This window comes from Parabacteroides sp. 52 (assembly GCF_010500925.1).
Lineage (GTDB): Bacteria > Bacteroidota > Bacteroidia > Bacteroidales > Tannerellaceae > QVMG01.
On record NZ_QVMG01000001.1, the window covers coordinates 309,612 to 334,076 of the forward strand.

General features: G+C 42.6%; 17 protein-coding genes. 10 read left to right on the forward strand and 7 right to left on the reverse strand.

Features of this window, described 5'->3' with window-relative positions; translation table 11 throughout:
* Positions 1-15: 15 nt before the first annotated feature.
* Positions 16-2,484 (forward strand): endonuclease MutS2, encoded by a 2,469-nt coding sequence (locus D0T51_RS01260; protein ID WP_163724096.1) that lies wholly within the window; start codon positions 16-18, stop codon positions 2,482-2,484.
* A gap of 12 nt (positions 2,485-2,496) precedes the next feature.
* Positions 2,497-3,570 (forward strand): magnesium/cobalt transporter CorA, encoded by a 1,074-nt coding sequence (gene corA, locus D0T51_RS01265; protein ID WP_163724098.1) that lies wholly within the window; start codon positions 2,497-2,499, stop codon positions 3,568-3,570.
* A 54-nt stretch (positions 3,571-3,624) separates the two neighbouring features.
* Here the strand turns inward: corA and D0T51_RS12375 are convergent, their stop codons facing one another.
* On the reverse strand, positions 3,625-4,398 hold the full coding sequence (locus D0T51_RS12375; protein WP_163724100.1) for an AraC family transcriptional regulator: 774 nt from the start codon (positions 4,396-4,398) through the stop codon (positions 3,625-3,627).
* 497 nt (positions 4,399-4,895) lie between these two features.
* On the opposite strand from D0T51_RS12375, the gene D0T51_RS01275 reads away from it, so the two are divergent.
* Complete coding sequence (locus D0T51_RS01275) at positions 4,896-6,824, forward strand: NAD(+) synthase (RefSeq protein WP_163724102.1); 1,929 nt, start codon at positions 4,896-4,898, stop codon at positions 6,822-6,824.
* 8 nt (positions 6,825-6,832) lie between these two features.
* On the opposite strand, the gene D0T51_RS01280 is transcribed toward D0T51_RS01275, so the two are convergent.
* From D0T51_RS01280 to D0T51_RS01305, 6 genes are all read right to left on the reverse strand, one after another.
* Entirely contained in the window at positions 6,833-8,089 is a 1,257-nt protein-coding gene (locus tag D0T51_RS01280; protein ID WP_163724104.1) for an ABC transporter permease, read from the reverse strand.
* A gap of 11 nt (positions 8,090-8,100) precedes the next feature.
* Positions 8,101-9,279: an ABC transporter permease gene (locus D0T51_RS01285; protein ID WP_163724107.1), complete on the reverse strand. Its 1,179-nt coding sequence runs from the start codon at positions 9,277-9,279 to the stop codon at positions 8,101-8,103.
* Positions 9,276-10,289 carry an HlyD family secretion protein gene (locus D0T51_RS01290; protein ID WP_163724627.1) on the reverse strand — a complete coding sequence of 338 codons (1,014 nt, stop codon included), beginning with the start codon at positions 10,287-10,289 and terminating at the stop codon, positions 9,276-9,278. Before D0T51_RS01290 ends, D0T51_RS01285 begins: the two co-directional genes overlap by 4 nt.
* Before the next feature lie 48 nt (positions 10,290-10,337).
* Complete coding sequence (locus tag D0T51_RS01295) at positions 10,338-11,690, reverse strand: TolC family protein (RefSeq protein ID WP_163724109.1); 1,353 nt, start codon at positions 11,688-11,690, stop codon at positions 10,338-10,340.
* A 161-nt stretch (positions 11,691-11,851) separates the two neighbouring features.
* The gene (locus tag D0T51_RS01300) at positions 11,852-12,448 is read right to left on the reverse strand and encodes a Crp/Fnr family transcriptional regulator (RefSeq protein WP_163724111.1); all 597 of its coding nucleotides are present in this window, start codon (positions 12,446-12,448) and stop codon (positions 11,852-11,854) included.
* 11 nt (positions 12,449-12,459) lie between these two features.
* Positions 12,460-13,365 (reverse strand): hypothetical protein, encoded by a 906-nt coding sequence (locus D0T51_RS01305; protein WP_163724113.1) that lies wholly within the window; start codon positions 13,363-13,365, stop codon positions 12,460-12,462.
* A 237-nt stretch (positions 13,366-13,602) separates the two neighbouring features.
* On the opposite strand from D0T51_RS01305, the gene D0T51_RS01310 reads away from it, so the two are divergent.
* From D0T51_RS01310 to D0T51_RS01340, 7 genes are all read left to right on the forward strand, one after another.
* Positions 13,603-14,718: a TlpA disulfide reductase family protein gene (locus D0T51_RS01310; RefSeq protein WP_163724115.1), complete on the forward strand. Its 1,116-nt coding sequence runs from the start codon at positions 13,603-13,605 to the stop codon at positions 14,716-14,718.
* A 335-nt stretch (positions 14,719-15,053) separates the two neighbouring features.
* Positions 15,054-15,896 (forward strand): diaminopimelate epimerase, encoded by an 843-nt coding sequence (dapF, locus tag D0T51_RS01315; RefSeq protein WP_163724117.1) that lies wholly within the window; start codon positions 15,054-15,056, stop codon positions 15,894-15,896.
* Between the two features lie 11 nt (positions 15,897-15,907).
* Complete coding sequence (locus D0T51_RS01320) at positions 15,908-17,116, forward strand: LL-diaminopimelate aminotransferase (protein WP_163724119.1); 1,209 nt, start codon at positions 15,908-15,910, stop codon at positions 17,114-17,116.
* Between the two features lie 267 nt (positions 17,117-17,383).
* A complete protein-coding gene (locus D0T51_RS01325) occupies positions 17,384-18,076 on the forward strand; it encodes an iron-sulfur cluster assembly scaffold protein (RefSeq protein WP_163724121.1) in 693 nt (230 codons plus the stop codon).
* 194 nt (positions 18,077-18,270) lie between these two features.
* Positions 18,271-19,269, forward strand: a complete 999-nt coding sequence (locus D0T51_RS01330; protein ID WP_163724123.1) for a GGGtGRT protein — start codon at positions 18,271-18,273, stop codon at positions 19,267-19,269.
* A gap of 404 nt (positions 19,270-19,673) precedes the next feature.
* Positions 19,674-22,775 (forward strand): TonB-dependent receptor, encoded by a 3,102-nt coding sequence (locus D0T51_RS01335; RefSeq protein WP_163724124.1) that lies wholly within the window; start codon positions 19,674-19,676, stop codon positions 22,773-22,775.
* 19 nt (positions 22,776-22,794) lie between these two features.
* The gene (locus D0T51_RS01340; RefSeq protein ID WP_163724126.1) at positions 22,795-24,393 is read left to right on the forward strand and encodes a RagB/SusD family nutrient uptake outer membrane protein; all 1,599 of its coding nucleotides are present in this window, start codon (positions 22,795-22,797) and stop codon (positions 24,391-24,393) included.
* Positions 24,394-24,465: the final 72 nt, after the last annotated feature.

Genomic DNA, 24,465 nt, shown 5'->3' on the forward strand with positions numbered 1-24,465 from the left:
AGAGTATAGATACACGTGATATATCCACCTAATTTTGAGCAAAAGACGGGCTTCGATACAGTTCGCCGCTTAATCGCTGACAAATGTTTGAGCCCACTCGGAGAAGAACGGGTTGCCGAAATGCATTTCTCCACAGAGTATTCCACCATACAGACCTGGCTGGAACAAACAAATGAATTTGTACGTATCCTGCACGGAGACACCGACTTTCCGGACAATTACTTTTTTGATGTACGTTATTCCTTGCAACGCATCCGGCCGGAAGGTACCTGGATGGATGAAAAAGAATTGTTCGACCTGAAACGTTCCCTGCAAACGATCCATGATATCGTTCATTTTTTCCACCCTTCACAAGAGGATGAAATACTTTATCCGGCGCTCACGGCTTTGGCTGGCGACGTACTGGTCTTTCCCCAACTGATCGGAAAGATCGATACTATACTGGATAAATACGGACGGGTAAAAGACAATGCTTCTACCGAACTGGCGCATATCCGGAAGGAGATGTCGGTGACGATGAACAGTATCTCCCGTAGCCTGCAGTCTATTCTACGTACGGCACAAACGGAAGGGCTGGTCGATAAGGATGTGACTCCTACCATGCGCGACGGACGCTTGATGATTCCGGTTGCACCGGCGTATAAGAGAAAGATCAAAGGCATTGTGCATGATGAATCTGCCAGCGGGAAAACGGTCTTTATCGAACCGGAGGTTGTTGTCGAAGCCAATAACCGCATCCGTGAACTGGAAGGAGAAGAGAAGCGGGAAATCATCCGGATACTGACTGTATTTACGGACACGGTGCGCCCACTCGTGCCGGACATTCTGCATTCCTACCTCTTTATGGGAGAAATAGACTTTATCCGCGCCAAAGCATTGTTTGCCGAACAAATCCAAGGCATCAAACCGGCGATGGAAAACAAACAGGAAGTAGACTGGTCACGGGCTGTGCATCCCCTACTCTTTCTATCTCATCAAAAACAAGGCAAACAAGTTGTTCCTTTAGATATTGTATTACATAAGGAAAAACGTCTATTGATAATCTCCGGACCAAATGCCGGAGGAAAATCGGTTTGCCTCAAAACCGTAGGACTTCTGCAATATATGCTGCAATGCGGGTTATTGGTTCCTATGTATGAAAGTTCCCACACGGGTATTTTTTCTCATATATTTATCGACATCGGTGACGAACAAAGCATTGAAAACGACCTGAGTACCTATAGCTCCCACCTGACAAATATGAAATTCTTTGTGAAGAATGCGAATGAAAAGACACTCTTACTCATAGATGAATTTGGGAGCGGCACAGAGCCGCAGATCGGAGGAGCCATAGCCGAAGCTTTATTGGATCGTTTCAACCGTAAACAAAGCTTTGGTATCATCACGACCCATTATCAGAACCTGAAACATTTTGCCGAAGAACAGGAAGGGGTAGTTAATGGAGCCATGTTATACGACAGGCATCAGATGCAACCTCTTTTTAAACTATCGATCGGGAACCCTGGAAGTTCCTTTGCCATCGAAATAGCCCGGAAGATCGGTTTGCCGGAGGATGTGATTGCCGATGCCTCTACGAAAGTCGGATCCGATTATATCGATATGGATAAATACCTGCAGGATATCGTCCGCGACAAACGGTATTGGGAAAGCAAACGACAAAACATTCGTCAACAGGAAAAGAAACTGGAAGAGATCACCCGCCGGTATGCTGAAGACCTGGAGGCGGTAAACAAACAACGCAAAGAGATTATGCGCGAAGCCAAAGCAGAGGCTCAACGCATTTTGTCGGATGCCAATGCCAAAATAGAAAATACGATCCGGGAGATAAAAGAAGCCCAGGCGGAAAAGGAACAAACCAAATTCGCCCGAAAAGCACTGGATGCATTTAAAACATCCATCCATGAAGCAGAAGAAAGCGATGAAAAGATCGCCCGGAAAATGGAAAAGATCCAAGAACGGAACGAACGTAAAAAGCAAAAGAACAAAACGAGCGCTCCACCTGTTTTTAACAAAGAGGTGATCGAAGTGGGTGATAATGTGCGTTTGAAAGGACAGACCTCTGCCGGTACGGTTATGGAAGTACAAGGCAAACAAGTGGTTGTCGCCTTCGGTATGATAAAAAGTACCGTCAAACGGGAACAGTTGGAAAAGGTGAGCAAAGGACAGCTTAAGAAAGAGATGCAGAAAAGTACATTCGTCAGTACCCAGACTGCAGACACCATGCATGAAAAGAAATTGCATTTCAAGCAGGAGATAGATGTCAGAGGTATGAGAGGAGATGAAGCTTTACAAGCGGTTACCTATTTCATTGATGATGCGATCCAGGTGGGCATTGGCAAAGTACGCATATTGCATGGCACAGGCACGGGTATACTTCGTCAACTGATACGTGACTACCTGCGCTCTATCCCCGGAGTGGCGCAATACAAAGACGAACATGTGCAGTTCGGAGGGGCAGGTATTACTGTCGTAGAATTTGATTAATAAGTTGAGATCATGAGTCGTAAAACAAACCAACGCAAAAGAAGGCATATTTCCAACCGGCATTTATCCGATACCTATTATTACGTTGGAGAACATGAAACGGCTACCGGTATCCGGCTTATTCAATACAACGAGCAGAAAGTTCAAAGCCGGGAGGTGAAAACAACTGAATCATTCAATCAAATAGTAGACAATAACCACATGAACTGGCTTCAGGTAAGCGGCTTAACTGATGCCGATGCCATTACACGTATCGTGAAAGATTTCGGAATGCACAACCTGGATGCCAAAGATATCCTGACACCTCAACATGTGGTGAAGGTGGAAGAATACAATGACCGCCTCCTGATCATACTCAATGCCAGCTATTACGATGCGAATCTGGAAATACATTCGGAGCATATCAGTATACTCGTAACCGGAAACACGGTCATTTCTTTTACGGAAAGCAACAACCCTGTTTTCGAGTCCACTGAAAAAGCATTGGCATCCAACCTATTAAACATCCGTACCAAAGGAAGTGGTCTCTTATTGGCCTTTCTCCTGAATGCGATCATGGCGAATTTGGCTGAAACCGTATCCAAGGTGGAAGAGTTGTTGGAAGATATTGAAGAAACGCTGCTTGACATCAACAATGACCAGAAGAATATGGGGACTATGATTCAGCTACGCCGGCGTGATTATATGATTATACGCAAGAACAGTCTACCGCTAAAAGAACAATTTCCGAAAATATTACGTACACAAAGCGGCTTCATAACACCGGATCTTATTCCTATTTATACCGATATATCCGATCAACTTCAGTATGTGGTACAAACGACCGAAAGTTGCCGGGAGATTATCTCTGCCCTGGTCGACCTGTACATATCCAACAACGACCTTCGTATGAATGCCATTATGAAACGCCTGACAATTGTATCTACGCTATTCATCCCCCTCACTTTCCTGGCCGGATTGTGGGGAATGAACTTTACCTCTATGCCTGAATTGAATTGGTCTTATGGATATCTCTTCGCCTGGTCTGTTATGATCGTTGTTGGTTTGGGGACCTGGTTGTATATGAAAAAGAAAGACTGGTTTTAAGCGGACATACTATTCCCTCTGGATGCTTCCCGATAACGTCGGAACTACCTGTCCTCAGGTTGCTCGGTTCATCTTTCGTATCTTTCCGGGAGGAAATCCAAAATGCTTCTTGCAATAATCATTAAATTGCGGAAGAGAAGGGAATCCTTGTTCTTCTGCTATAAGTTTGATCGGTTTATCTGTTGCATTAAGCTCATGGTAAAGTTGTTGATTTTTCTTTTGCTTCATCCATTGATAGGCAGATAGTCCAAATACTTGTTTAAACTTCTTCTCAAATCCGGAAGTACTGTAGGATGCCAAAGCGGCAAACTCGTTCACCGTCTTTACACTTTTGTAATTTTTAAATACAAACTCCGAGAAAGAAGCGTCCATACTGATCAGAGGATGACAAAAGGCTGCTAATAATTCTTTGGAATAATAGGTGCGGAAAAGGAAAAATAATTCTTTGGTTTTTAATTCTAAGTAATGTACACAACGAAGACCGTTATCCAGATTTTCCATGAAAAAGGAGAGATACAACTCCATTTCTTCATTAATATCCAATAGATCTTCATCCACATCGTATTCAATTTTTTCTTTCTGTAGATTTTCTATGGAAAAATGATCACAAAAACGAAAGGAATCCTGGATGCGGTATACCAAGCAAGTAACACCTTCTTCTGTATACGCATTAAAATGACAACCTGGAGGGAGTAAGAATATCTTTTTGGTTGGAATATGTCGATCCGTAAAGCGGTCGTATGTAAGGTGTAAACTTCCTTCTAATATAAAAATAATATCACATTCATTCAGTACCCCTTCCCATTGGTGGCCTTTTGGATAAACCACACAATTAACCCTGGAACTTTCACCTATACTATAATTAAAACAAGATAGATGTTCACTAGCGTACAACAAACTTCCCATAAAAACTTACTTTCTTTTTGTATTATCAAACCTACGGCACTTCTTTTGTTACAGATCATCACACACGAAGATCACAGACGGTTAAAAAAGCGCTTTTCTTTTCATTACAAATCACTTACCCCCAAAAGAGCTAACAGATTAAGCATTATTATTTTCATGATATAATAAACAATCACACCTACCTATTGCTTAACACTTTCGTTTCTTTAGATTAGCTTCCCATAGCCAACTTCTTACTTCTTATGGTTTAAGCATTTGCAAATATACGCAACTATTTTAAGTATTCTATTACTATTTCACTATTTTATTTCTAATTTTATATATATTCCTTTTTCATATTCTCATTTTCTATTCATTGACAGGAATCAATCTATTAATAAAAAATATCTATCTTTGAAACCCAATACATAGTATAAAGTATGAAATACGGATTTATTAAAGTCGCTGCTGCTACACCTTTAGTACGTGTGGCAGATTGTAGTTATAATATTCAACAAATCGAAAAACTTATGCGTCAGGCCTCTCAAAAAGGGGTAGAAGTAATCGCATTTCCCGAATTATCGGTAACAGCCTACACCTGCATGGATCTATTTATGCAACAGAGCTTATTGCAGGAAGCGGAAAAAGCCGTACTCAACTTAATTGAACAAACCAAAGACCTGGATATACTGACTTTTGTCGGGATGCCTTTGGCGACAGAGAATCGCCTGATCAATGCCGCCATCGGATTTCAGAAAGGAAAAATACGGGGAGTTGTTGCCAAGACCTATGTACCAAATTATAAAGAATTTCAGGAACAACGTTGGTTTACCTCTTCACTCGAACTACGGAATGACAAGGTCCGGATAGGTGAAACGGACTACCCATTAAATAGTTCCTTGCTTTTCTCTGCAGGCAAAGTGCATATTGGAGTGGAGATATGTGAAGACCTCTGGATGCCTGTTCCTCCCAGTTCTCTGTTAGCTATGCTAGGAGCTAATATTATTGTCAATCTATCCGCCAGCAATGAATTGACAGGCAAACATGCATATCGGAGACAATTAGTTTGTCAACAATCCGCACGTTGTATCGCCGGTTATGTATATGCAGCTTCCGGCTTTGGAGAATCCACTACCGATTTGGTTTTTGCCGGCAGCTCACTTATTGCGGAAAACGGAACGATAATACAGGAAGCCGAACGCTTCTCCACAGAGGAACAACTTATCATTAGTGAAATAGATATTGATAACCTGCAACACGACAGGGAGGTAAACAGTAGTTTCATGAAAGGCGGTTTCCTGCTTCCGGAAAAAACAAGGCAAGTCGCTTTTGAATCAACAGAAAGTTCTTCCGGGTTTATACTGACACGCCCGGTCAACCGCCATCCCTTCCTTCCTTCCGGTGATGCATTAAACAACCGCTGTGAAGAGATCTTCCAGATACAGGTGGCAGGCCTTGCCCAACGTCTGACGCATACAAAAATACAGAAAGCCGTAATCGGTATATCCGGAGGATTGGATTCCACACTGGCATTGTTAGTGACAGTCATGACCTTTGACCTATTAAAGATTCCACGTAAACTGATAATCGGGATCACTATGCCGGGATTTGGCACGACAAACCGGACATACACCAACGCAGTCGATCTGATTCATTCCCTGGGGGTAAGCTTCCGGGAGATTTCCATTAAAGAAGCCTGCATACAACACTTTAAGGATATCGATCATGATATAAACAAACATGACATCACCTATGAAAACAGCCAGGCTCGTGAACGAACGCAACTTCTTATGGATATTGCCAATCAGGAAAACGCCCTGGTTATCGGAACCGGTGATATCTCTGAACTGGCATTGGGATGGGCGACTTACAACGGTGACCATATGTCGATGTATGGGGTAAACAGCAGCATTCCCAAAACATTGGTAAAATACCTGGTGGGGTGGATTGCCCAATACAAAGTGGACGAGACATCCCACAAAACGTTGCAGGATATCATAGAGACTCCGATCAGTCCGGAACTTATCCCGGCAGATGAAAACGGTGATATAAAACAAAAAACAGAAGACCTGGTGGGACCTTACGAACTACATGACTTTTTTCTCTATCATTTTATGCGCTTCGGTTCTTCCCCTTCTAAAATTTATTACCTGGCACAGCTCGCCTTTCAAGGAATATACGAGAAAGAAGTGATCCTTACCTGGCTGCATACATTTTTCCGCCGTTTCTTCCAACAACAATTCAAAAGAAACTGCCTGCCGGATGGTCCGAAAGTAGGAAGCATCAGCCTCTCTCCCCGGGGGGATTGGCGCATGCCCAGTGATGCGACTGCTACACTTTGGTTAAAAGAGATAGAAAAGTTATCTTAAATTAAAATCTATACGGTTTTTCGTCCCTCACGCGCCCACTTCAGGGAGTGGTATTTCTTTTCTATGATACGTCGGTTGCGTATAAGCTGGTAGCGGTAAACCAGACAAGCTGTGATAAAGTATACTCCTGCCTGTATCCATAATGTCCGATACGCATGAGCAACCTCGTGCAGAGTTGCTCCAGAGGTATTTATCCGGATAAACCCTTGTATACCTGGCGTAGAAGGAATCAAATAAGCAAAGGCATTCCAGAAAGGAGGAATAGCCTCCTTGGGCCAGGACACCCCTGAGAGAAACAAAAACACAACGGAGGTAAAAACAAATACCAACATAGGCGATTCACGCGAGGTCATGAAACCGGACAAAGTCATGGAAAAGAAAATACAAGCAAACAAATAAGGCAAGACAAACAAAACCACTGTAGTGGGAAAACCCACCTGCGGCAAAGTGAAAAGACGGGGTACAACAGCCAAGGCCCAAAAACAAACAGGCACATACAATACGATATAAGCCAACGCCTTTCCCAAAACCACACGCAAGGTACCTTCATAATGTCTATCCATCGGCACCAGGCTTCGGAAACGATTTCTCTCCCGGGTGGTTCCTCCTAACATACCAATCCCCAGAACCAAGGTCTGCTGTATGACTAATACCAAGATAGCCGGTAAAAGAAAGCTGGCGAAGCCATTCTGCGTATTAAACAGAGTTACAGACTCATACGGAATAGGGTTTACAGTAATCTGCTGCAACTGCTCTGTCGACGCCGGACGGTTACACGCATTCCATTCTTTTCCCAGGTTCAGCGATACCTCCGTTGCCGACAAAAGAAAAGCTTTATAAAATAAAAGCGAACTCATATCACTATACAAAGAGACCGTTGCCTGGCGACCTTCATGCATATCTTTGCTGAAGTCTGAGGGGAAAAGTAAAATGCCATACGCTTCTTTCTTATCCACCATTTGTTTGGCCACCTCCATATCAGCAACCACCCCTACCACCTGCACATCCGCTGTAGCATTCACACGACGGATAAACTCACGGCTCAGGTACGTATCACATGGATCAACAACAACCATTTTGGCTTTGTGTACAACCTCTTTATTGTAGATAACGGTATATAAAACAGGATAAACCAGCGGTACGAGGAAAAAGAAAATCATGACCCCATTATCCTTGAATACATTCTTCAACTCTTCCTTCCAGACATGAAATGTATCCAGAATACCCTCTTTTATGATATAATGTAGACGATGTTCTCTTTTCATTTTCTCTGTTTTTAAGGCATATACCTGAATGACAACAATGCCTTTTGCAGGTTCTTACCAATGAATAAGGGGAGGATAAGGAAACCCAATAACCAGACATATTCCGACCAGGAATAAATCAAGTCACGCCCGTTCAATGCCTGATCCACATAGATCAGAAAATAATGGCGCAGGGGAAAAAGAGTTGCTAAAGCCTGTATAGGTGGATACATATCCAATACCGGATACGACAAACCGACAAAGGAGAAAGCCAACATACCAAACAAGCTGGCAAAACTTAAACCTAAACGAAGAGTCGGCAATACACCTATCATAAAAACCCCCATCGCCTGGGAAGCTATCACCAACAAGAACAAAGCAACCAACATTGGGAGCCATCCGTTATGCAACGGGAATGAATTGAATCCATACAAGATGGCCGCTATCAAAAAACCAACCATCGTAAAAATAATCGTATGAGGCAAAAGCTTTCCTATCAATGCAACAAGCAGTGAATGCTCTCCGCTCTGCAACCATTTACGAGAGGTCGCATATTTTATTTCCGTTCCTATACTAAACACCGTTATCAGGAAGATCAACAATTGCAAAACACCTAATGGCATAATATTATTCAGATAAATCGAATAATTCAACCAAGGGTTTCCTATCGCGTGCGTATCGACAACGATCGGTTGCAATTGCCCCATGATCTGTTCTTTTGTATATCCCTTGGCTGTACCCGTCTGTAATCCGACCGCAGCACCAGCCAATACAGACATTGTTTTCATATCCCGAAACAACAAAGAAGCGGCTATCAGATAAGAAGCATTGGTATAAAAAGACAATTGAGGTTGTTTTCCGGTAGAAGCTTCCACCGAAAAACCCGAAGGGATATAAAATATACCATATACATTCCCTTTCTGAACCTCCTGCCGAGCTTCCGTAAAAGAGGTTGTTTGAAAGGCTACGGCTGTCTGTTCAAAGGCATCCAACTGGCGGATCAGGTTGCGGGAGGTTGCTGTATTATCCAAATCGACTACCGCCACAGGCATATTCGTAGGTAAGCCCTCTTGCATCAACGTAAGAAAGAAGACAACACTAAAAACCGGAGCTATCAACATACAGAAGAAATAAAGCGGATGGGAAACCAATCGCTTCATCTCACGTTTGACAACTACGCGGATATTCTTTATGCCCTGCCTAATTGTCATAAGATTTCTGTTCCTTTTTTCTTCATGATAACAGACATACCGGGGCGTAGTCCTTCGATCCGGTCACAAGGACGTGCACGTACTTCAAAAGTCTTTGAGTCATATTGTCCGGTTGTTTTCGTTGCTTTCCATGCAGCATACGACCCCATATCTTTCATATAATAGACTTTTAATTTTATGGCTTTATCTCCCAATGCCGGAATAAAAGCATTCAGTTCCGATCCGATTCGGATATTCTTCAATAATTCTTCTTGCACACTGAAAGTGACCCACATATCATTCAGATCAACCACATTCATTATAGGTGCCCCCGTACCTACCAACTCCCCTATTTGCGGGAAACGTTCGGTAATCTCCCCGTTAATGGGTGAAAATAAAGTACCCTCATCTATATAAGACTCAACCTCTGCTACAGCACCACCTGCTTGTTGAACCAAAGCGGCAGCTGCCATTTTATCTTCCTGGCGAGCCCCTTCCCGAGCCATATCATACTGAGAACGGGCAGCTTTTTCAGTAGCCACCATCGCATGATAATTAGCCTCTGCCTCATCTCGTTTCTGTGCAGACATAACCCCTTTATTATATAGGTTTTGTACCCGTTCATAGGACTTCTGGGCAATATCCAAGCCGGCAACCGCTTTCTGCCACAATTCATAAACACCCGTTATCTCTTGGGCACGGGCTCCTTTGATTGCTTTCATTCGTTGTGCTTCCGCGGCTGAACGGGCTGCTTCCGCCTGTTGCAGTTTGGCTCTCACATCCGGTGTACTGAGAAATACCAAGGTGTCGCCAGCCTTCACCTTATCTCCTTCTTTTGCATAATAAGTATCCACCCGCCCGGGGACCTTGCTGGATATACGTACTTGAGTCGCTTCCGCCTGCCCCATAAGGAAATCATCCGGAGGTGTCAACAAAAAGAATCCGGCCAATGCCACCCCTCCTATCACCACCAATACCGTGATAAAAGCAAGCATCATATTGCTGATTGTAAATTTCTTTTTTTCGTCCATATCTGTATTCTTATTTATTCTTCTCCTCATTTTTCATTTTTTCCCTCTTCATTCCCCCTTCACCTTCCATTTGCCTAACGCCTTTGTCAGGTAGACATCCGTCAGTTTCATTTCTATCTGGGCATCAATCAGTTGAGAACGTGCTTGCACCCATGCTGTTTGTGCTTCCATCAGGTTCAATGCCGGTATAACACCTTCCTCGAAACCATCGTTGGCATGACGTAAATTCTCCTCTGCCATCTCCATATGGCGGGTCGATGCCGTTAATTTCTTCCCGGCTTCATTCACCTTATAGACCGATTGATTCACTTCCAATAGGATCTTCTCCCGGGTGTTTTCCAACTCTAACCGCTGTATATGCGTCTCTGCACGTGCCGAATTTCGTTTATAACTGCCTTCCCACCATCCGGTAAGAGGAACCTTCAGAACTACTCCCACATTAAACATGCCGGAAAAATCATTTTTAAAACCGTTATGTGCATTGGGATTTGTCACTAAATAATTGGCCATCAGGGATACATTGGGTAACATATCCGCCCAAACAATCCTTTCTTTTCTTTCATAAATGCGGGTTAATAACTCCAGACTTTTCAGTTCCTCCCTGTTTTCAAATGCCTCATTAATATCTGTTGGCACCGGATTCACCTGTACCGGGAAGTTCTCTATGGATTCATCCGCCAACCGCAAAGGCTGCTCTATGGGTAATCCGCAGATCTGGGCAAGCAACATACGGGAAAGCGCCAAGCCGTTGTCCACCTTTGTCTGTGTCATTTCTGCCTCATTGAGCTTAACACGAACCGAAAGACCTTCAGCCTCTGTCGCCACCCCTTCTTCTATCATCGCCTGTACATCCTTATTCATTTTACGTAATAAGTCTACATACGAGTCGGCCAGTTTCTTTTTATGAATCAAGGATATCACCTGCCAGTAGGTCTCATCCGTTTGATAAATAATATGTTGCAATTGCAGGTCATTCATTGATTCGGCTATCTGACGGGCATATTCTGTAATCTGATTATAAGAAATGATCTTCCCTCCCATAAATACGGGTTGTACCAATGATATATCTCCCAACCATATATGTTGAATATCCAAATGCAATGCATCCTTAACACCTTGCGGTACAAGAGCCCCCGCTGCACCAAGCTGACTGAAATCAAACAGGTTGATATCCTTTTGATTCCATAAATACCCTCCCATGGCCGATACCTGCGGAAAATACTTTGTCATCGCCGCCTTTCTTTCGTAACCGGCCATCTTCACCTTTTCCTTGGATATTTGCAGTTCCTTATTATTCCGGATAGCTAGTTGACGACATTCTTCCAGACTCAATGTCTGCTGAGCCGCCATTCCTCCTGCCCATCCCCAACCTATCGCAATTAAAACAATTATATGTTTCATCTGTATGTTTTTTTTCCTGTTTTTTAACCCTCTGTTTCAATCAAACACTCCCTCATAAAAGATTGTTCAAAAATCACAGCATGATGCATTTCTCCTGCAACAAATAGATGAATATCCGTTGCAAAAGTATAGGATTAAAACGAATTAAAAGTTGAACTAATTCAATTAAGGATGCGCTTTTTTAACTTACAATACCAGGAGGTACTGATTCCCATAAAACGGGCAATGCATTTATCCGGAGCCCGGTTTATTAATGTGATATGGTTGGTATACAAATAAGTCATAAACTCCTCTGCCGTACAAGATTGGCGAAGAGCGGAGATCGTATATAATTTTGTGATAATTGCCATCAACGCCTGTTGATAATAATGAGTAAACAATGGATATTTTTGGGATAGTTTTTCCAAATGAATACGTGAGAAACGTATCAGTTCCCCCTCTTCTAGGGCTTTTATCTCAAATTCGGAAGGAACCTCCGTTATATAACTGATGGCCGAAAGAAAAGGACAAAAGCTATCGGAAGAAAATCCCACAATAATCTCTTCTCCTTTTTCATTTATAAATTGATTGATATAAACGCCTTTATTTATAAAATAAGCATTTTGACAAAGTTCTCCGGTATGGAGCAGATACTCCCCTTTTTTTACGGTAACCACATCGGCATACGCATGCAAATCGTGCAAGAAAGCGTCATCCTGCACAAGTGCTTCAGGCATATCAGCCAACAACTGCACAAAAAGAGGATCCACAACACGCATAGAGGTTTTCTTTAACTATCCAGATTAAATGTAGTTCGTCCTATATGATTCCCGTCGGCAAATATATCTACCCTGTACGTCCCGGGAGAAAGGAATTCTTCAATATCCCAGTAAAGGGTAACAGGTACCTCTTCCCCATCATATTCTATGATTCGTTTCATGGAATAGTTTATTTCACTGCCTTCAAAAGAGAATACATTGACGCGGCTCTTGATCAGAACATCGTCATCGGGTTTCATAATACGGATATATACAGTCTTCTCCCCAACGGGTGCCGTGATGTTTTTGGATATTTTGAATGAAACCACAAATTGTTCCATCTGTTTGATCTTCTTCACCGTTTTGCCCCGTTTATTCACCGGATTAACAGTGATACCGGTAGCATCCAGACGGCTGGCCAAAGTCACCCGTTCCGATAATTTTTCTTTTTCTTTTTGCAGGTTTGCCGCCTGTGAGGTAGCCTGGCGGTAACGGGTAACCACTTGTTTGTTTTCTTCTTTCAATAATTCATTCTCCCGGTTTAAAGAATCGATCTGAATCACATAATTACGCATAATCTTACGCAAGGTCTCCAATTCTTTCTTTAACTCATTGATACGACGGGTATCCGTAGCCTTAACAGTGCGCAATTCTTCCTGCAAACGTTGTACCTTCGCCTGCTCGGTTGTCAACTGAGCCACCAGGGAATCATTATTCACCTGAAACCGGAAACCTTCATATTGAATCGACAGTTCATTGTATTCATCAGATAACATCTCCTTATCCAACTCATACCCCTGCATGATGTCTTCCATCTGTCTTTTCTGTTGGAAAATATAATAAGCCGCACCACCTATTATCAATAACAGGACAACAATAGCCACAATCAACAGGGAAAGTTTATTTATTTCTTTATTCTCTTTCTTTTCAGTATCCATACAGGTTTATAGTAAATAACAATACAAAAGTACGATTTAATCGGAAGTCATGAAAAAAAAGCGATGTTTTATACATTTTTTAATACGATTCCTCTGCGAACACTCCTGAAGCCTCTCTTTTCATCACTTTTCGGTGTTATCTGTCTATCCTGTTTCATTTTCTTCCGTCAAAATAACCTAAATACGAAGGGAATACCATACCTTCGCATATATTTCACCAAAAGAGAATAAAAGTTTATGAAAAAGTTTTTTGCATTCGCTGCATTTGCCTTATTGGTAACGGCATGTAGCCAACAACCGGAATATAAAATCACCGGTACAGTATCAGACACCAACTTAAACGGAAATTATGTTTACCTCTATCCCTACGGCCCCGACGCTGTCCCTACGGATAGTATATTGGTAGAAAACGGCTCTTTTGCCTTTTCCGGAGTACAAGACGTGCCGCAGCTTTACACGATTCGCTTTGCCGAAGGTGTTGTTGAAAAGCAACGTGTCGGTACAGGAGAGGTGGCTCCTTACACTGCTCTTCTGACTTTGGACAACAGTAAACTATCTGTTGAATTATCAGAGACCCCTTCCGTAAAAGGAAATCCTGAAAACGATGCGTATTATGCATTGCAAACAGCATTAAAACAACTCCGTGCCGACTCAAAACAAATTTTCGAAGATGCCCGCTCGGAGAACAAAGAAATTGTTGCCGCTGCGGAAAAACGGTACGAAGAAATGGAAGAGGCTACCAACGCCAAAATCAAAGAATTCCTGTATACCCATGCGGACAAACAAATAGCAGCTAAACTATTTTCCGATTTCCGCTACTCCCTGGAAGAAAATGAAAGAAGAGAAATCGTTGCCAAAGCCAGCGAGGCTTTCAAATCGGTTCCCGGCATTGATAAAATGATCGAGCACTTGGAAATATTGGAGAAAGTAGCCATCGGTAAAAAGTTTACCGACTTTGAAATGGCAGGCTTGGACGGAAAAATGCATAAACTGTCGGAATATGTAGGAAATGGCAAGGTCGTACTTATCGACTTTTGGGCTTCCTGGTGTCCTCCCTGCCGGGCAGATATGCCTCACCTGGTAGGTTTGTATAAAGAATACAAAGGAAAAGACTTCGAAATCGTCGGAATATCTTTGGATCGCGCCGAAGATGCCTGGAAAAAAGGATTGGAAGACCTGCATATGACCTGGCCGCAACTCTCCGACCTCCAATACTGGAAAAACGCAGGAGCTGCTTTGTATGGCGTGAACAGTATCCCCCATACCGTATTGGTCGACAAAGACGGAACCATCGTTGCCAAAAGTCTTCGGGGAGAAAAGCTGGAAGCTAAACTGGCCGAACTACTGAAATAAAAAAGATCTTACTTTTATACGCAAACGGAGGCACCCAGCATGAGTGCCTCCGTTTTTTTATTTCCCAACCAAGCAAATACACCCAAGAGAACACGCCCCATAAGATCTTCCTCCTTTTTAATTCATCCACACCTTACAATTACTACAAATTCATTAATATTAAAGTAAAATACTTACAAAACAATCCTAATACAGTCGTTTTAGTTATACTTTCACACATACGCCTTCTAGAAACAATCCTTGAGTCAAAAACACTTGCCGCAGAAAAATATTTCGCTCATTTTTGCAATGTATTTATTTCTTTTTGTCGCAAAATCAATCAAAACAAAAGAAAAATGATATTCACAAAAATGCATGGTATCGGCAACGATTATGTTTACATGAATTGTTTCGACACCCCCATAGACAATCCGGGAGAATTAGCTATTCGTATCAGCGACCGTCATAAAGGAATTGGTTCCGATGGCTTGGTTTTAATCATGCCTTCCGATGTGGCTGATTTTCGTATGCGCATGTTTAACCCTGACGGTTCGGAAGCACAAATGTGTGGAAATGCTTCCCGCTGTGTTGGAAAATATGTTTTCGACAAAGGATTGACCTCCAAGACAACACTCTCACTCGAAACCCAAGCGGGCATCAGATACCTGCAATTATATCCCGAAAACGGAAAAGTCAGACAGGTATCCGTAGATATGGGAGAACCTATCCTGGAGGCAGAGAAAATCCCCGTTCTGGCAACCACTCCCACTGTGATTCAGCAAAAAGTAGACTTCGGTCCGGAACAATTTGAAATAACATGCGTATCCATGGGAAACCCTCATGCAGTTATTTTCAGTAATGAAATAGATCGTTTCGATTTAATATATATAGGTAAAAAGATTGAGTTATCCAAGATGTTCCCCGAACGTACGAATGTCGAGTTTGTAGAGATCTTATCTCCTCAAAAGGCAAACGTACGGGTTTGGGAACGTGGAACGGGCGAAACGCAAGCCTGTGGAACCGGTGCCTGTGCCGTATTGGTAGCCGGAGTCTTTACCGGTCGCCTGGAGCGAAAAGCCAGCATCGTACTTCCGGGTGGCGAATTGCAGATTGAATGGAACAGGCAAAACAACCGGGTATATATGACCGGTGAAGCTGTAACCACATTCGAAGGGGAACTTTATACACATTTTTCTTAATTAATTAACAGATGGTACTTATAAACGAATACTTCAACACCTTATCAAACAGTTATCTCTTTTCTGAAATAGCCCAAAGAGTCGCATTGTACAAAAGCGAACACCCGGAAGCCTCCCTAATCAGTCTAGGCATTGGCGATATAACCTGCCCCCTGGCTCCGGCGGTAATACAAGCAATGCATAAAGCTGTCGATGAGATGGCGGATATTTCTACAATCTATGGATATGCTCCCGACAAGGGTTATCCTTTTTTAATTGAGGCTATTATTAAAAATGATTTCAACACACGTGGCATTCCGTTGGATGCCGACGAAGTTTTTATCAATGACGGAGCCAAAAGTGATACCGGAAATATCGGGGATATATTGGGTATGGAAAATACGGTAGCAATCACCAACCCGGTTTATCCGGTTTATATGGACACCAACAAGATGGCTGGGCGTAAGATATCTTATCTTCCGGCTACTCATACGAATGGATTCATACCAGAAATCCCTGTCGGCAAAGTGGATATGATCTACCTTTGTTATCCGAACAACCCGACCGGAACCACACTGACGAAAGAACAACTGAAAACCTGGGTGGACTATGCACGGAAGAAAAAGTCATTGATCCTGTTCGACGCCGCTTATGAAGCTTTCATCACAGAGAAAAATATCCCCCACAGCATTTACGAAATAGAAGGAGCCAAAGAGGTGGCTATTGAATTCAGAAGTTTTTCAAAAACTGCCGGATTTACGGGAGTACGCTGCGGATACACTGTTGTGCCCAAAGAATTGAAAGGGTATGATAGAAATGGTAAAATGTATTCACTCAATAAATTATGGAGCCGCCGGCAATCGACCAAATTCAATGGTACGGCATATATTGCCCAGCGGGGAGCCGAAGCGGTTTATTCCCCGGAAGGGCAAAAACAAATAAAAGAAACGATCCATTATTATATGGAAAATGCACATATCATTAAAAAAACGCTCGAAGAACTCGGTTTGACGGTCTACGGAGGAGTAAATGCCCCCTATATATGGGCTAAAACACCGGAAAACGTATCCTCCTGGCATTTCTTTGATAAGATGTTAAAAGAGGTAGAAATAATAACAACACCCGGAGTCGGATTCGGCGAAAACGGAGAAGGTTTTATCCGCCTGACCGCCTTTGGACAAAAAGCCGCCACCCTCGAAGCCATGGACAGACTAAAGAAACATTGGCAAACAAACTCATAAAGGACAATATACACTTCCCCCCTAATAAAATTGCCGATAATCGTCAGCAAAATTGCTGACAATCGTCGGCAATTTTGCTGATATATATCGGCAATTGTGCCGACGATTATCGGCAATTTGTTTAGTCACGCAATTTAACCCCAAACTATCTCAAAACAATAAATTCTATTATTGCAGACATGAATTAATTCTTCTATCTTTGCATGGTCTTATGCAAAAGGAGTAGAAAATGTATTATTATCATTCTTAAATAATAAATTAGCAATTATGATTTATTCACATGAAGTTCAACACATGTGTGTTGTAAAAAAAGGAGCGAATCACCCGAATGCTCCGATTCCTGAAGAAGGAAAGTGGGTCAGAGCCACCCAAATCACTGACATCTCAGGTTTGACTCACGGTGTGGGCTGGTGTGCTCCCCAACAGGGTGCATGTAAGCTTACATTAAATGTAAAAGAAGGTATTATTCAGGAAGCACTTATCGAAACCATCGGTTGCTCAGGAATGACTCACTCGGCAGCGATGTGTTCTGAAATTCTTCCAGGAAAAACATTGTTGGAAGCGTTGAATACCGACCTCGTTTGTGATGCCATCAACACAGCCATGCGCGAACTGTTTTTACAGATCGTTTACGGTCGTACCCAATCGGCTTTCTCGGAAGGCGGTCTGCCTATCGGAGCCGGTCTGGAAGACTTAGGTAAAGGCTTGCGCAGCCAGGTAGGTACCATGTTCGGTACATTAGCCAAAGGACCTCGTTACCTCGAAATGGCAGAAGGGTATTGTACTCGCATGGCAGTAGATGCCGACGACGAAGTTATCGGATATGAATTTATTCACATGGGTAAATTCATGGATATGGTAAAAAAAGGAACAGACGCGAACGAAGCTTTGGAAAAAGCAAAAGGTTCATATGGTCGTTTCAAAGACGCAGCAAAATATATCGATCCTCGACATGAATAGAAGAAAAATATTTATGACCGTCATTACGGTACTCATCCTTCTGATAGCCCTCGCGACTGCGGTCCTCTACTTTATGTGGACCCAGGAAAAACCGTGGATGGCCTTTTATGTAGCATGTTGTGGCGGCGTACTTATTTTAAATCTTCTCTTCTCTTTATTCCTGGTTTATAAGAATTTTAAAAAGAAAAAATAATATGGCTTTATTTGAAAGTTACGACCGTCGTATCGATAATATCAACGCGGTTCTTAAAGAATATGGTATCAACAGCATCGAAGACGCCAAAGCAATCTGCGATGCCAAAGGTATCGACCCTTATACAATGTGTAAGGAAACCCAACCGATCTGTTTCGAAAACGCATGTTGGGCCTATGTGGTAGGTGCTGCCATCGCTATCAAAAAAGGATGTACCAATGCAGCCGAAGCAGCCGAAGCTATCGGTATCGGCCTGCAGTCATTCTGTATCAATGGTTCGGTAGCCGACGACCGCAAAGTAGGTATCGGTCACGGTAACCTGGCTGCCCGTCTGTTGCGCGAAGAAACCAAATGTTTCGCTTTCCTTGCCGGTCACGAATCATTCGCTGCTGCTGAAGGAGCAATCAAGATTGCTGAAATGGCCAATAAGGTACGTAAAGAACCTCTTCGCGTTATCCTGAACGGTTTAGGCAAAGACGCTGCGATGATCATCTCTCGTATCAACGGGTTTACATACGTTCAAACACAGTTTGACTACGAAACAGGAGCAGTAAACGTCATCAAAGAAAAAGCCTATTCGGACGGTCTTCGCGCCAAAGTAAAATGTTACGGTGCCGACGATGTACGGGAAGGTGTTGCTATCATGCGTAAAGAAGGTGTAGACGTTTCTATCACAGGAAACTCAACCAACCCTACCCGCTTCCAGCACCCTGTTGCCGGTACATACAAAAAAGAATGTATCGAAAACGGTCGTAAATATTTCTCCGTAGCTTCCGGTGGCGGTACAGGCCGTACCCTTCACCCCGACAACATGGCTGCCGGTCCGGCTTCCTATGGTATGACCGACACGATGGGTCGTATGCACGGTGACGCTCAGTTCGCTGGTTCTTCCTCTGTTCCTGCACACGTAGAAATGATGGGATTCCTGGGAATGGGTAACAATCCGATGGTAGGTGCTACTGTGGCTGTGGCGGTTGCTATTGAGCAGGCAAGCAAATAAGAAAGAGTTTTATCTTATCATAAAAGGCTGTAATTCTAAGGAGTTACAGCCTTTGTTGTTTTTGGGAGGATGGGTTATTGTGGATATGTTTTTCACACTTTTCGATAAAGTGAATGAGAAGGAAAGAAGAGTATAGCCCTTTGATTTTGCAAAATTTCTGTTTTCTCCATTCTTTCGACTTACGAACATCTGACATTTACTTTGAATAGGGATTTATAAAGCAAGTGAAGTGAAATGAGCTCACAAAAGTTGGGAGAAGACAATCCTGCTCTTCTTTTTTTTATCAATTGAGATAATTATGCTCTTTTATGGGACAAATGTACGCGTAGGCAGTCTCAAATATCCATTCATTTGCAAAAAAACGAATAACTCGTATACTTTGTTTAACACTAAATTTAAAGAGCATGAACAAACTAAATCCAGAGTTACTACCTCCTAACCAAACGGTAGTAATCAGAAAGAAACGATTTCTTTCAACCTTAATTCTACTCCTTTCTTTTATTTCATTAAACGGATGGGCACAAAATGTTTCTATTTCCGGCATTGTTACTTCTGCTACGGATAAAGAACCCATTATCGGGGCGAACGTTTATGTCACAGGAACCACTATGGGAGCTATTACTGATTTGGACGGTAAGTATAACCTCGAAGTAGCTCCCAATGCCACTGTAAGCGTTTCTTATATTGGTTATACAACCAAGGTGTTTAAAGTTGGGACAGAACGTACTTATAATATTGTATTGGAAGAAGATGCTGTGGGTCTGGAAGATGTAGTGGTTATCGGTTATGGTACCCAACGCAAATCGGACTTAACCGGTGGTATAAGCTCAGTTGCAGCAGATAAACTGGAACTGGTATCCACTAACAACCTGATGGATAAACTGGCAGGCCAGGTAGCCGGATTGAATATCACATCCACTACGGCCGCACCGGGTGACGACCAAACCATCCGTATACGTGGAGAAAATTCACTTTCTGCAAACAACTCTCCTTTAATTGTGTTGGATGGTATTCCTTACAATGGTTCATTGGGAGATATCGACCCGAACGTCATTCAGTCGTTAAGTGTATTAAAAGATGCCTCAGCCGCGGCTATTTATGGTTCACGGGGTTCAAACGGAGTTATCCTTATCCAGAGTAAAAAAGGGAAAAAAGGGACTGCTATGGTAACTTATAATGGAAAAATCGGTATGCAAGAACCTGAACGTCGTCTGAATATGCGTAAAGGCACAGACTATGTGCAGTATATTCAAGATTATCATGCAGCTAAATATGGATATACAGGCAATCAACTGGATCCGCTAACGATTTTAAACCCAAGCGAACGGGATAATTACCTGACAGGTAATGAAATCGACTGGCAGGATGTTATCTTCCGTACCGCTTTAACCCACAGTCACCAGGTTAGTATTTCCGGAGGTACGGATAACACCACCTATATGAGTTCAATCTCTCACCTCTCGGAAGAAGGGGTACTGGAACATACGGGGTTGCAACGTACCAATATCACCCTGAACATCACCCAAATATTGAACCAATGGTTAACCGTTGGCATGGGAACAATGGCAACCCAACAAACCGAAGACGGCAGAAATCCTTCCGATGAAACCGGGACCTCTCCAGGTATTGAATCGGCTCTTAAAATGAGTCCTTATGGTATTTATAAAGACGAAATGGGCAATTATGTGGATTACCCGATGGACCAGACATTGTTTTCCAATCCGATGGCTAATGTAAACGCGGATAATGACAAAACCCGTCGCAATGTCTTTATCTCGGCTTTTGCTGACATCCTTCTCCCTGTCAAAGGTTTGTCTTTCCGTACCAATTTCGGTTATAACTACCGCAATACAAACAGCTCCGTGTATTATGGACGCAATACGCTTGTGGGTAAACAAAAAGAAGGTAGAGCGGCCATCCAAAATATTCATTACAATGATTATACCTGGGAAAATGTATTGAAATATACCAATACATTCGGCAAACATAAAATCGATGCAACGGCCCTGTTCAGTATGCAGGAAACAACTCAAAAAGAATCAAAGCAAGCTGCGGAAGTATTTGTCAACGACGAGGGAAGCTACCACAATATGAATAGTGGAGAAAAGAACCAGGTGGTTACTTCCACATTGAGAGAAACAGCCTTGCTTTCGTATATGGGACGTATTAATTATTCGTATGCCAATAAATATATGTTGACACTGACCGGTCGTTCAGACGGTTATTCCGCTTTCGGTGCGAACAATAAATATGCGTTTTTCCCTTCAGCCGCATTAGGATGGAATCTTTCTTCTGAAGAATTTTTCCAGGCAAGCTGGGTCGATATGCTCAAAATAAGAGCGTCTTACGGTTCGAATGGTAATCAGGCAATCAGTCCGTACCAAACATTGAATCGTCTGAGTCTTCAAAAATATACTTGGGGAGATGGCAGCGTAGTAAACGGAACCTATATTCCATCAAACGGCGTAGGTAACCCGAACCTGAAATGGGAAACGACACGCACGTTCAACGCCGGAGTCGATTTCAGTATTTTCAACGGACGCCTTGCCGGTAATGTGGATGTGTATGTAGCCAATACAGTTGACCTATTGATGAGTCGTACAGTGCCTATCATGAATGGTTATCGTTCGATTATGGATAATATCGGTCAGGTTCGCAACAAAGGAATCGAAATCTCTTTGAGCAGTGTAAATGTCGAAACGAAAGATTTCAGATGGACTACCGGTTTCAACTTTTCTTTGAACCGCGATAAGATTATCAAACTACGGGGTAAAAATAAAGAAGGTAAAGAAGAGGATGATATCGCCAACAAATGGTTTATTGGTGAACCTCTACGTGTATTTTATGATTACAATGTAGTAGGAACCTGGCAAACAAATGATGCCGGTTGGGATGCAAATAAGAAAAAGTATTTTAATGCAGAGGGTAAAGAAATACAGGCAGGAGCCGTTCCTGGTTCTGCCAAACTGGAAGATGTAAACGGTGATGGGGTCATATCTTCCGCAGATAAGAAAATAATTGGTTCAAAACTGCCAAGTTTCCTTTTGTCTATGAGTAATCAGTTGAATTATAAAAACTTTTATTTCTCATTCGTATTGAACGGATCTTTCGGACAATGGAGAGAAATGCACGATTATAACTTCGACCGTTGGATGCCTAGCTTTAACTATCTGGCAGATATGGACTACTGGACACCTGATAACCCAACCAACGAAATGACTTCTCCGGCATATATTCCCTACGACAAACATACATTCTACAAGAAAGTAAATTATGTGCAAGTGAAGAATATCACAATCGGATACACATTCAATAAGAATATTCTGAACGCGATAGGCATCAATGCTCTGGGAGTCAATTTAAGTGTAAACAATCTATATACATTCAGTAATATAGACAATGTGCTCAACTTCGGGTCAAACAGTGCCGACGGAACGGCTCGTTACATGACCCATACCTATCCTACTGCCCGTTCGTATATGCTTGGATTAAATCTTACTTTCTAATTAAAAACAGACAACAGTTATGAAAAAAATAGTTACAGCTGCAGCCGCAGCCTTATTATTACTGAATACGGGATGCTCCGGTTTTCTGGATGAAGAATTGAAAAATTCACTGGCTCCCAGTAATACATACACCAACTCATATGGTTTCGAAGTGGGTGTGACCGGCCTTTACGGCTTAGCTCGTTCGGAATTCAATACGTGGGGAGGAGCGTTTGCCACACACGGACAAGCCTGTCCTTACGAAGCGTTGCAAGTCGGTACCGACTTGGTTTTTGCCGGACATAAAGATGGTTCGTTGATGCCTTACGAAAATTTGTCGTACACCACTTCACATGTTTTTGTTACTTCTTACTGGAACTACGCGTATGGAATGATTGCATCAGCCAATGAACTACTTACCTATTCTGAGAATGAAAGTGTAAGTTGGACAAAAGCAGACGACAAGGCTAAATATCAGGCGGAAGCCCGTTATTTCCGCGCCTATGCCTATCGCTACCTGGTGTATCTTTATGGAGACGTACCGTATGTGGATAAGATTGAAGAGCAATTCCGCTTGGACTATACCCGCACACCGAAAGCGGAGGTTATAGCTAAAATGATTGAGGACCTGAAGTTTGCTTCGGCTAATTTGCCCCAAAATCCGGATAATGTCGTTCCGGGTAGATTGACCAAAGCGGTTGCCGACCATTTATTAGCGGAGATTTACCTGTTGGCAGGTAATTACAGCGAAGCGGAAGCTTCAGCCAAACGTGTAATCAATTCCGGTTTTTACAGCCTGACCAAAGAACGTTTCGGCGTAGCTACCGATATGCCGGGTGATTATTATTCCGATATGTTTGTCGAATACAACCAACGTCGCACCAATGGAAATAAAGAAGCGATCTGGATTATGCCTTACGAATACAATACTACCGGTGGTGGTGGGGCTAACGACGACTGGTCGCGTAGAGCCTGGATTTGTAAGTATTACAATGTAGATGGTTTCGTCTTGGCCGACTCTCTGGGAGGACGTGGCCTGGCACAGGTCGTTCCATTGAGCTGGTGGGTAGACGGTAAAGATTTCTTCGCTGAAGGCGACGTTCGTAATTCCGAATATAATATCAAACGTAACTGGTACTGTAATGATATAACTTCTGGGAAATACGGACAAAAAGTGGAAATGACGGATGCCTTAAAAGAAAACGGAACGTTGACTCCCGGTATTACCAAATTCTTTTATGGAAAAGCCGATAACTTAAGTTATAACGGAGTAAATAAAGACCGTACGAAAATGCGTCTTTCCGAAACTTATCTATTATTGGCTGAAGCTTTATGGAGACAAGGTAAAATGGAAGAAGCTGCTACTGCTATCAATATGGTTCGCACACGTGCCAATGCTCCAACTATTACATCTGCTCAAGTGACAGCCGACTTTATTCTGGATGAACGCATCCGGGAATTGGTTGGGGAAGAACTTCGTCGACTGACATTGGTTCGTTTCGGTATGTTGAAAGAACGTACACTGAAGTACAATCATAAGACCCAGAATATGCAGGACCATCACGCTTTGTGGCCGATCCCTCAAACAATCATCGATTCTAACACGGGGGCTGATTTTCCACAAAATCCAGGATATTGATACTTATAAACAACTGATAATTTAGATTTAAAGTACTCTGAACGAAGGGACTATTAGTAATGATAGTCCCTT

Coding starts and splice junctions, on each gene's coding strand:
- corA (WP_163724098.1), top strand. CDS start 2,497: ATGAGTCGTAAAACAAACCAACGCAAAAGAAGGCATATTTCCAACCGG.
- D0T51_RS01285 (WP_163724107.1), bottom strand. CDS start 9,279: ATGACAATTAGGCAGGGCATAAAGAATATCCGCGTAGTTGTCAAACGT.
- D0T51_RS01290 (WP_163724627.1), bottom strand. CDS start 10,289: ATGGACGAAAAAAAGAAATTTACAATCAGCAATATGATGCTTGCTTTT.
- D0T51_RS01325 (WP_163724121.1), top strand. CDS start 17,384: ATGATTTATTCACATGAAGTTCAACACATGTGTGTTGTAAAAAAAGGA.
- D0T51_RS01320 (WP_163724119.1), top strand. CDS start 15,908: ATGGTACTTATAAACGAATACTTCAACACCTTATCAAACAGTTATCTC.
- D0T51_RS01280 (WP_163724104.1), bottom strand. CDS start 8,089: ATGAAAAGAGAACATCGTCTACATTATATCATAAAAGAGGGTATTCTG.
- dapF (WP_163724117.1), top strand. CDS start 15,054: ATGATATTCACAAAAATGCATGGTATCGGCAACGATTATGTTTACATG.
- D0T51_RS01295 (WP_163724109.1), bottom strand. CDS start 11,690: ATGAAACATATAATTGTTTTAATTGCGATAGGTTGGGGATGGGCAGGA.
- D0T51_RS01340 (WP_163724126.1), top strand. CDS start 22,795: ATGAAAAAAATAGTTACAGCTGCAGCCGCAGCCTTATTATTACTGAAT.
- D0T51_RS01275 (WP_163724102.1), top strand. CDS start 4,896: ATGAAATACGGATTTATTAAAGTCGCTGCTGCTACACCTTTAGTACGT.
- D0T51_RS01310 (WP_163724115.1), top strand. CDS start 13,603: ATGAAAAAGTTTTTTGCATTCGCTGCATTTGCCTTATTGGTAACGGCA.
- D0T51_RS01335 (WP_163724124.1), top strand. CDS start 19,674: ATGAACAAACTAAATCCAGAGTTACTACCTCCTAACCAAACGGTAGTA.
- D0T51_RS01305 (WP_163724113.1), bottom strand. CDS start 13,365: ATGGATACTGAAAAGAAAGAGAATAAAGAAATAAATAAACTTTCCCTG.
- D0T51_RS01330 (WP_163724123.1), top strand. CDS start 18,271: ATGGCTTTATTTGAAAGTTACGACCGTCGTATCGATAATATCAACGCG.
- D0T51_RS01300 (WP_163724111.1), bottom strand. CDS start 12,448: ATGCGTGTTGTGGATCCTCTTTTTGTGCAGTTGTTGGCTGATATGCCT.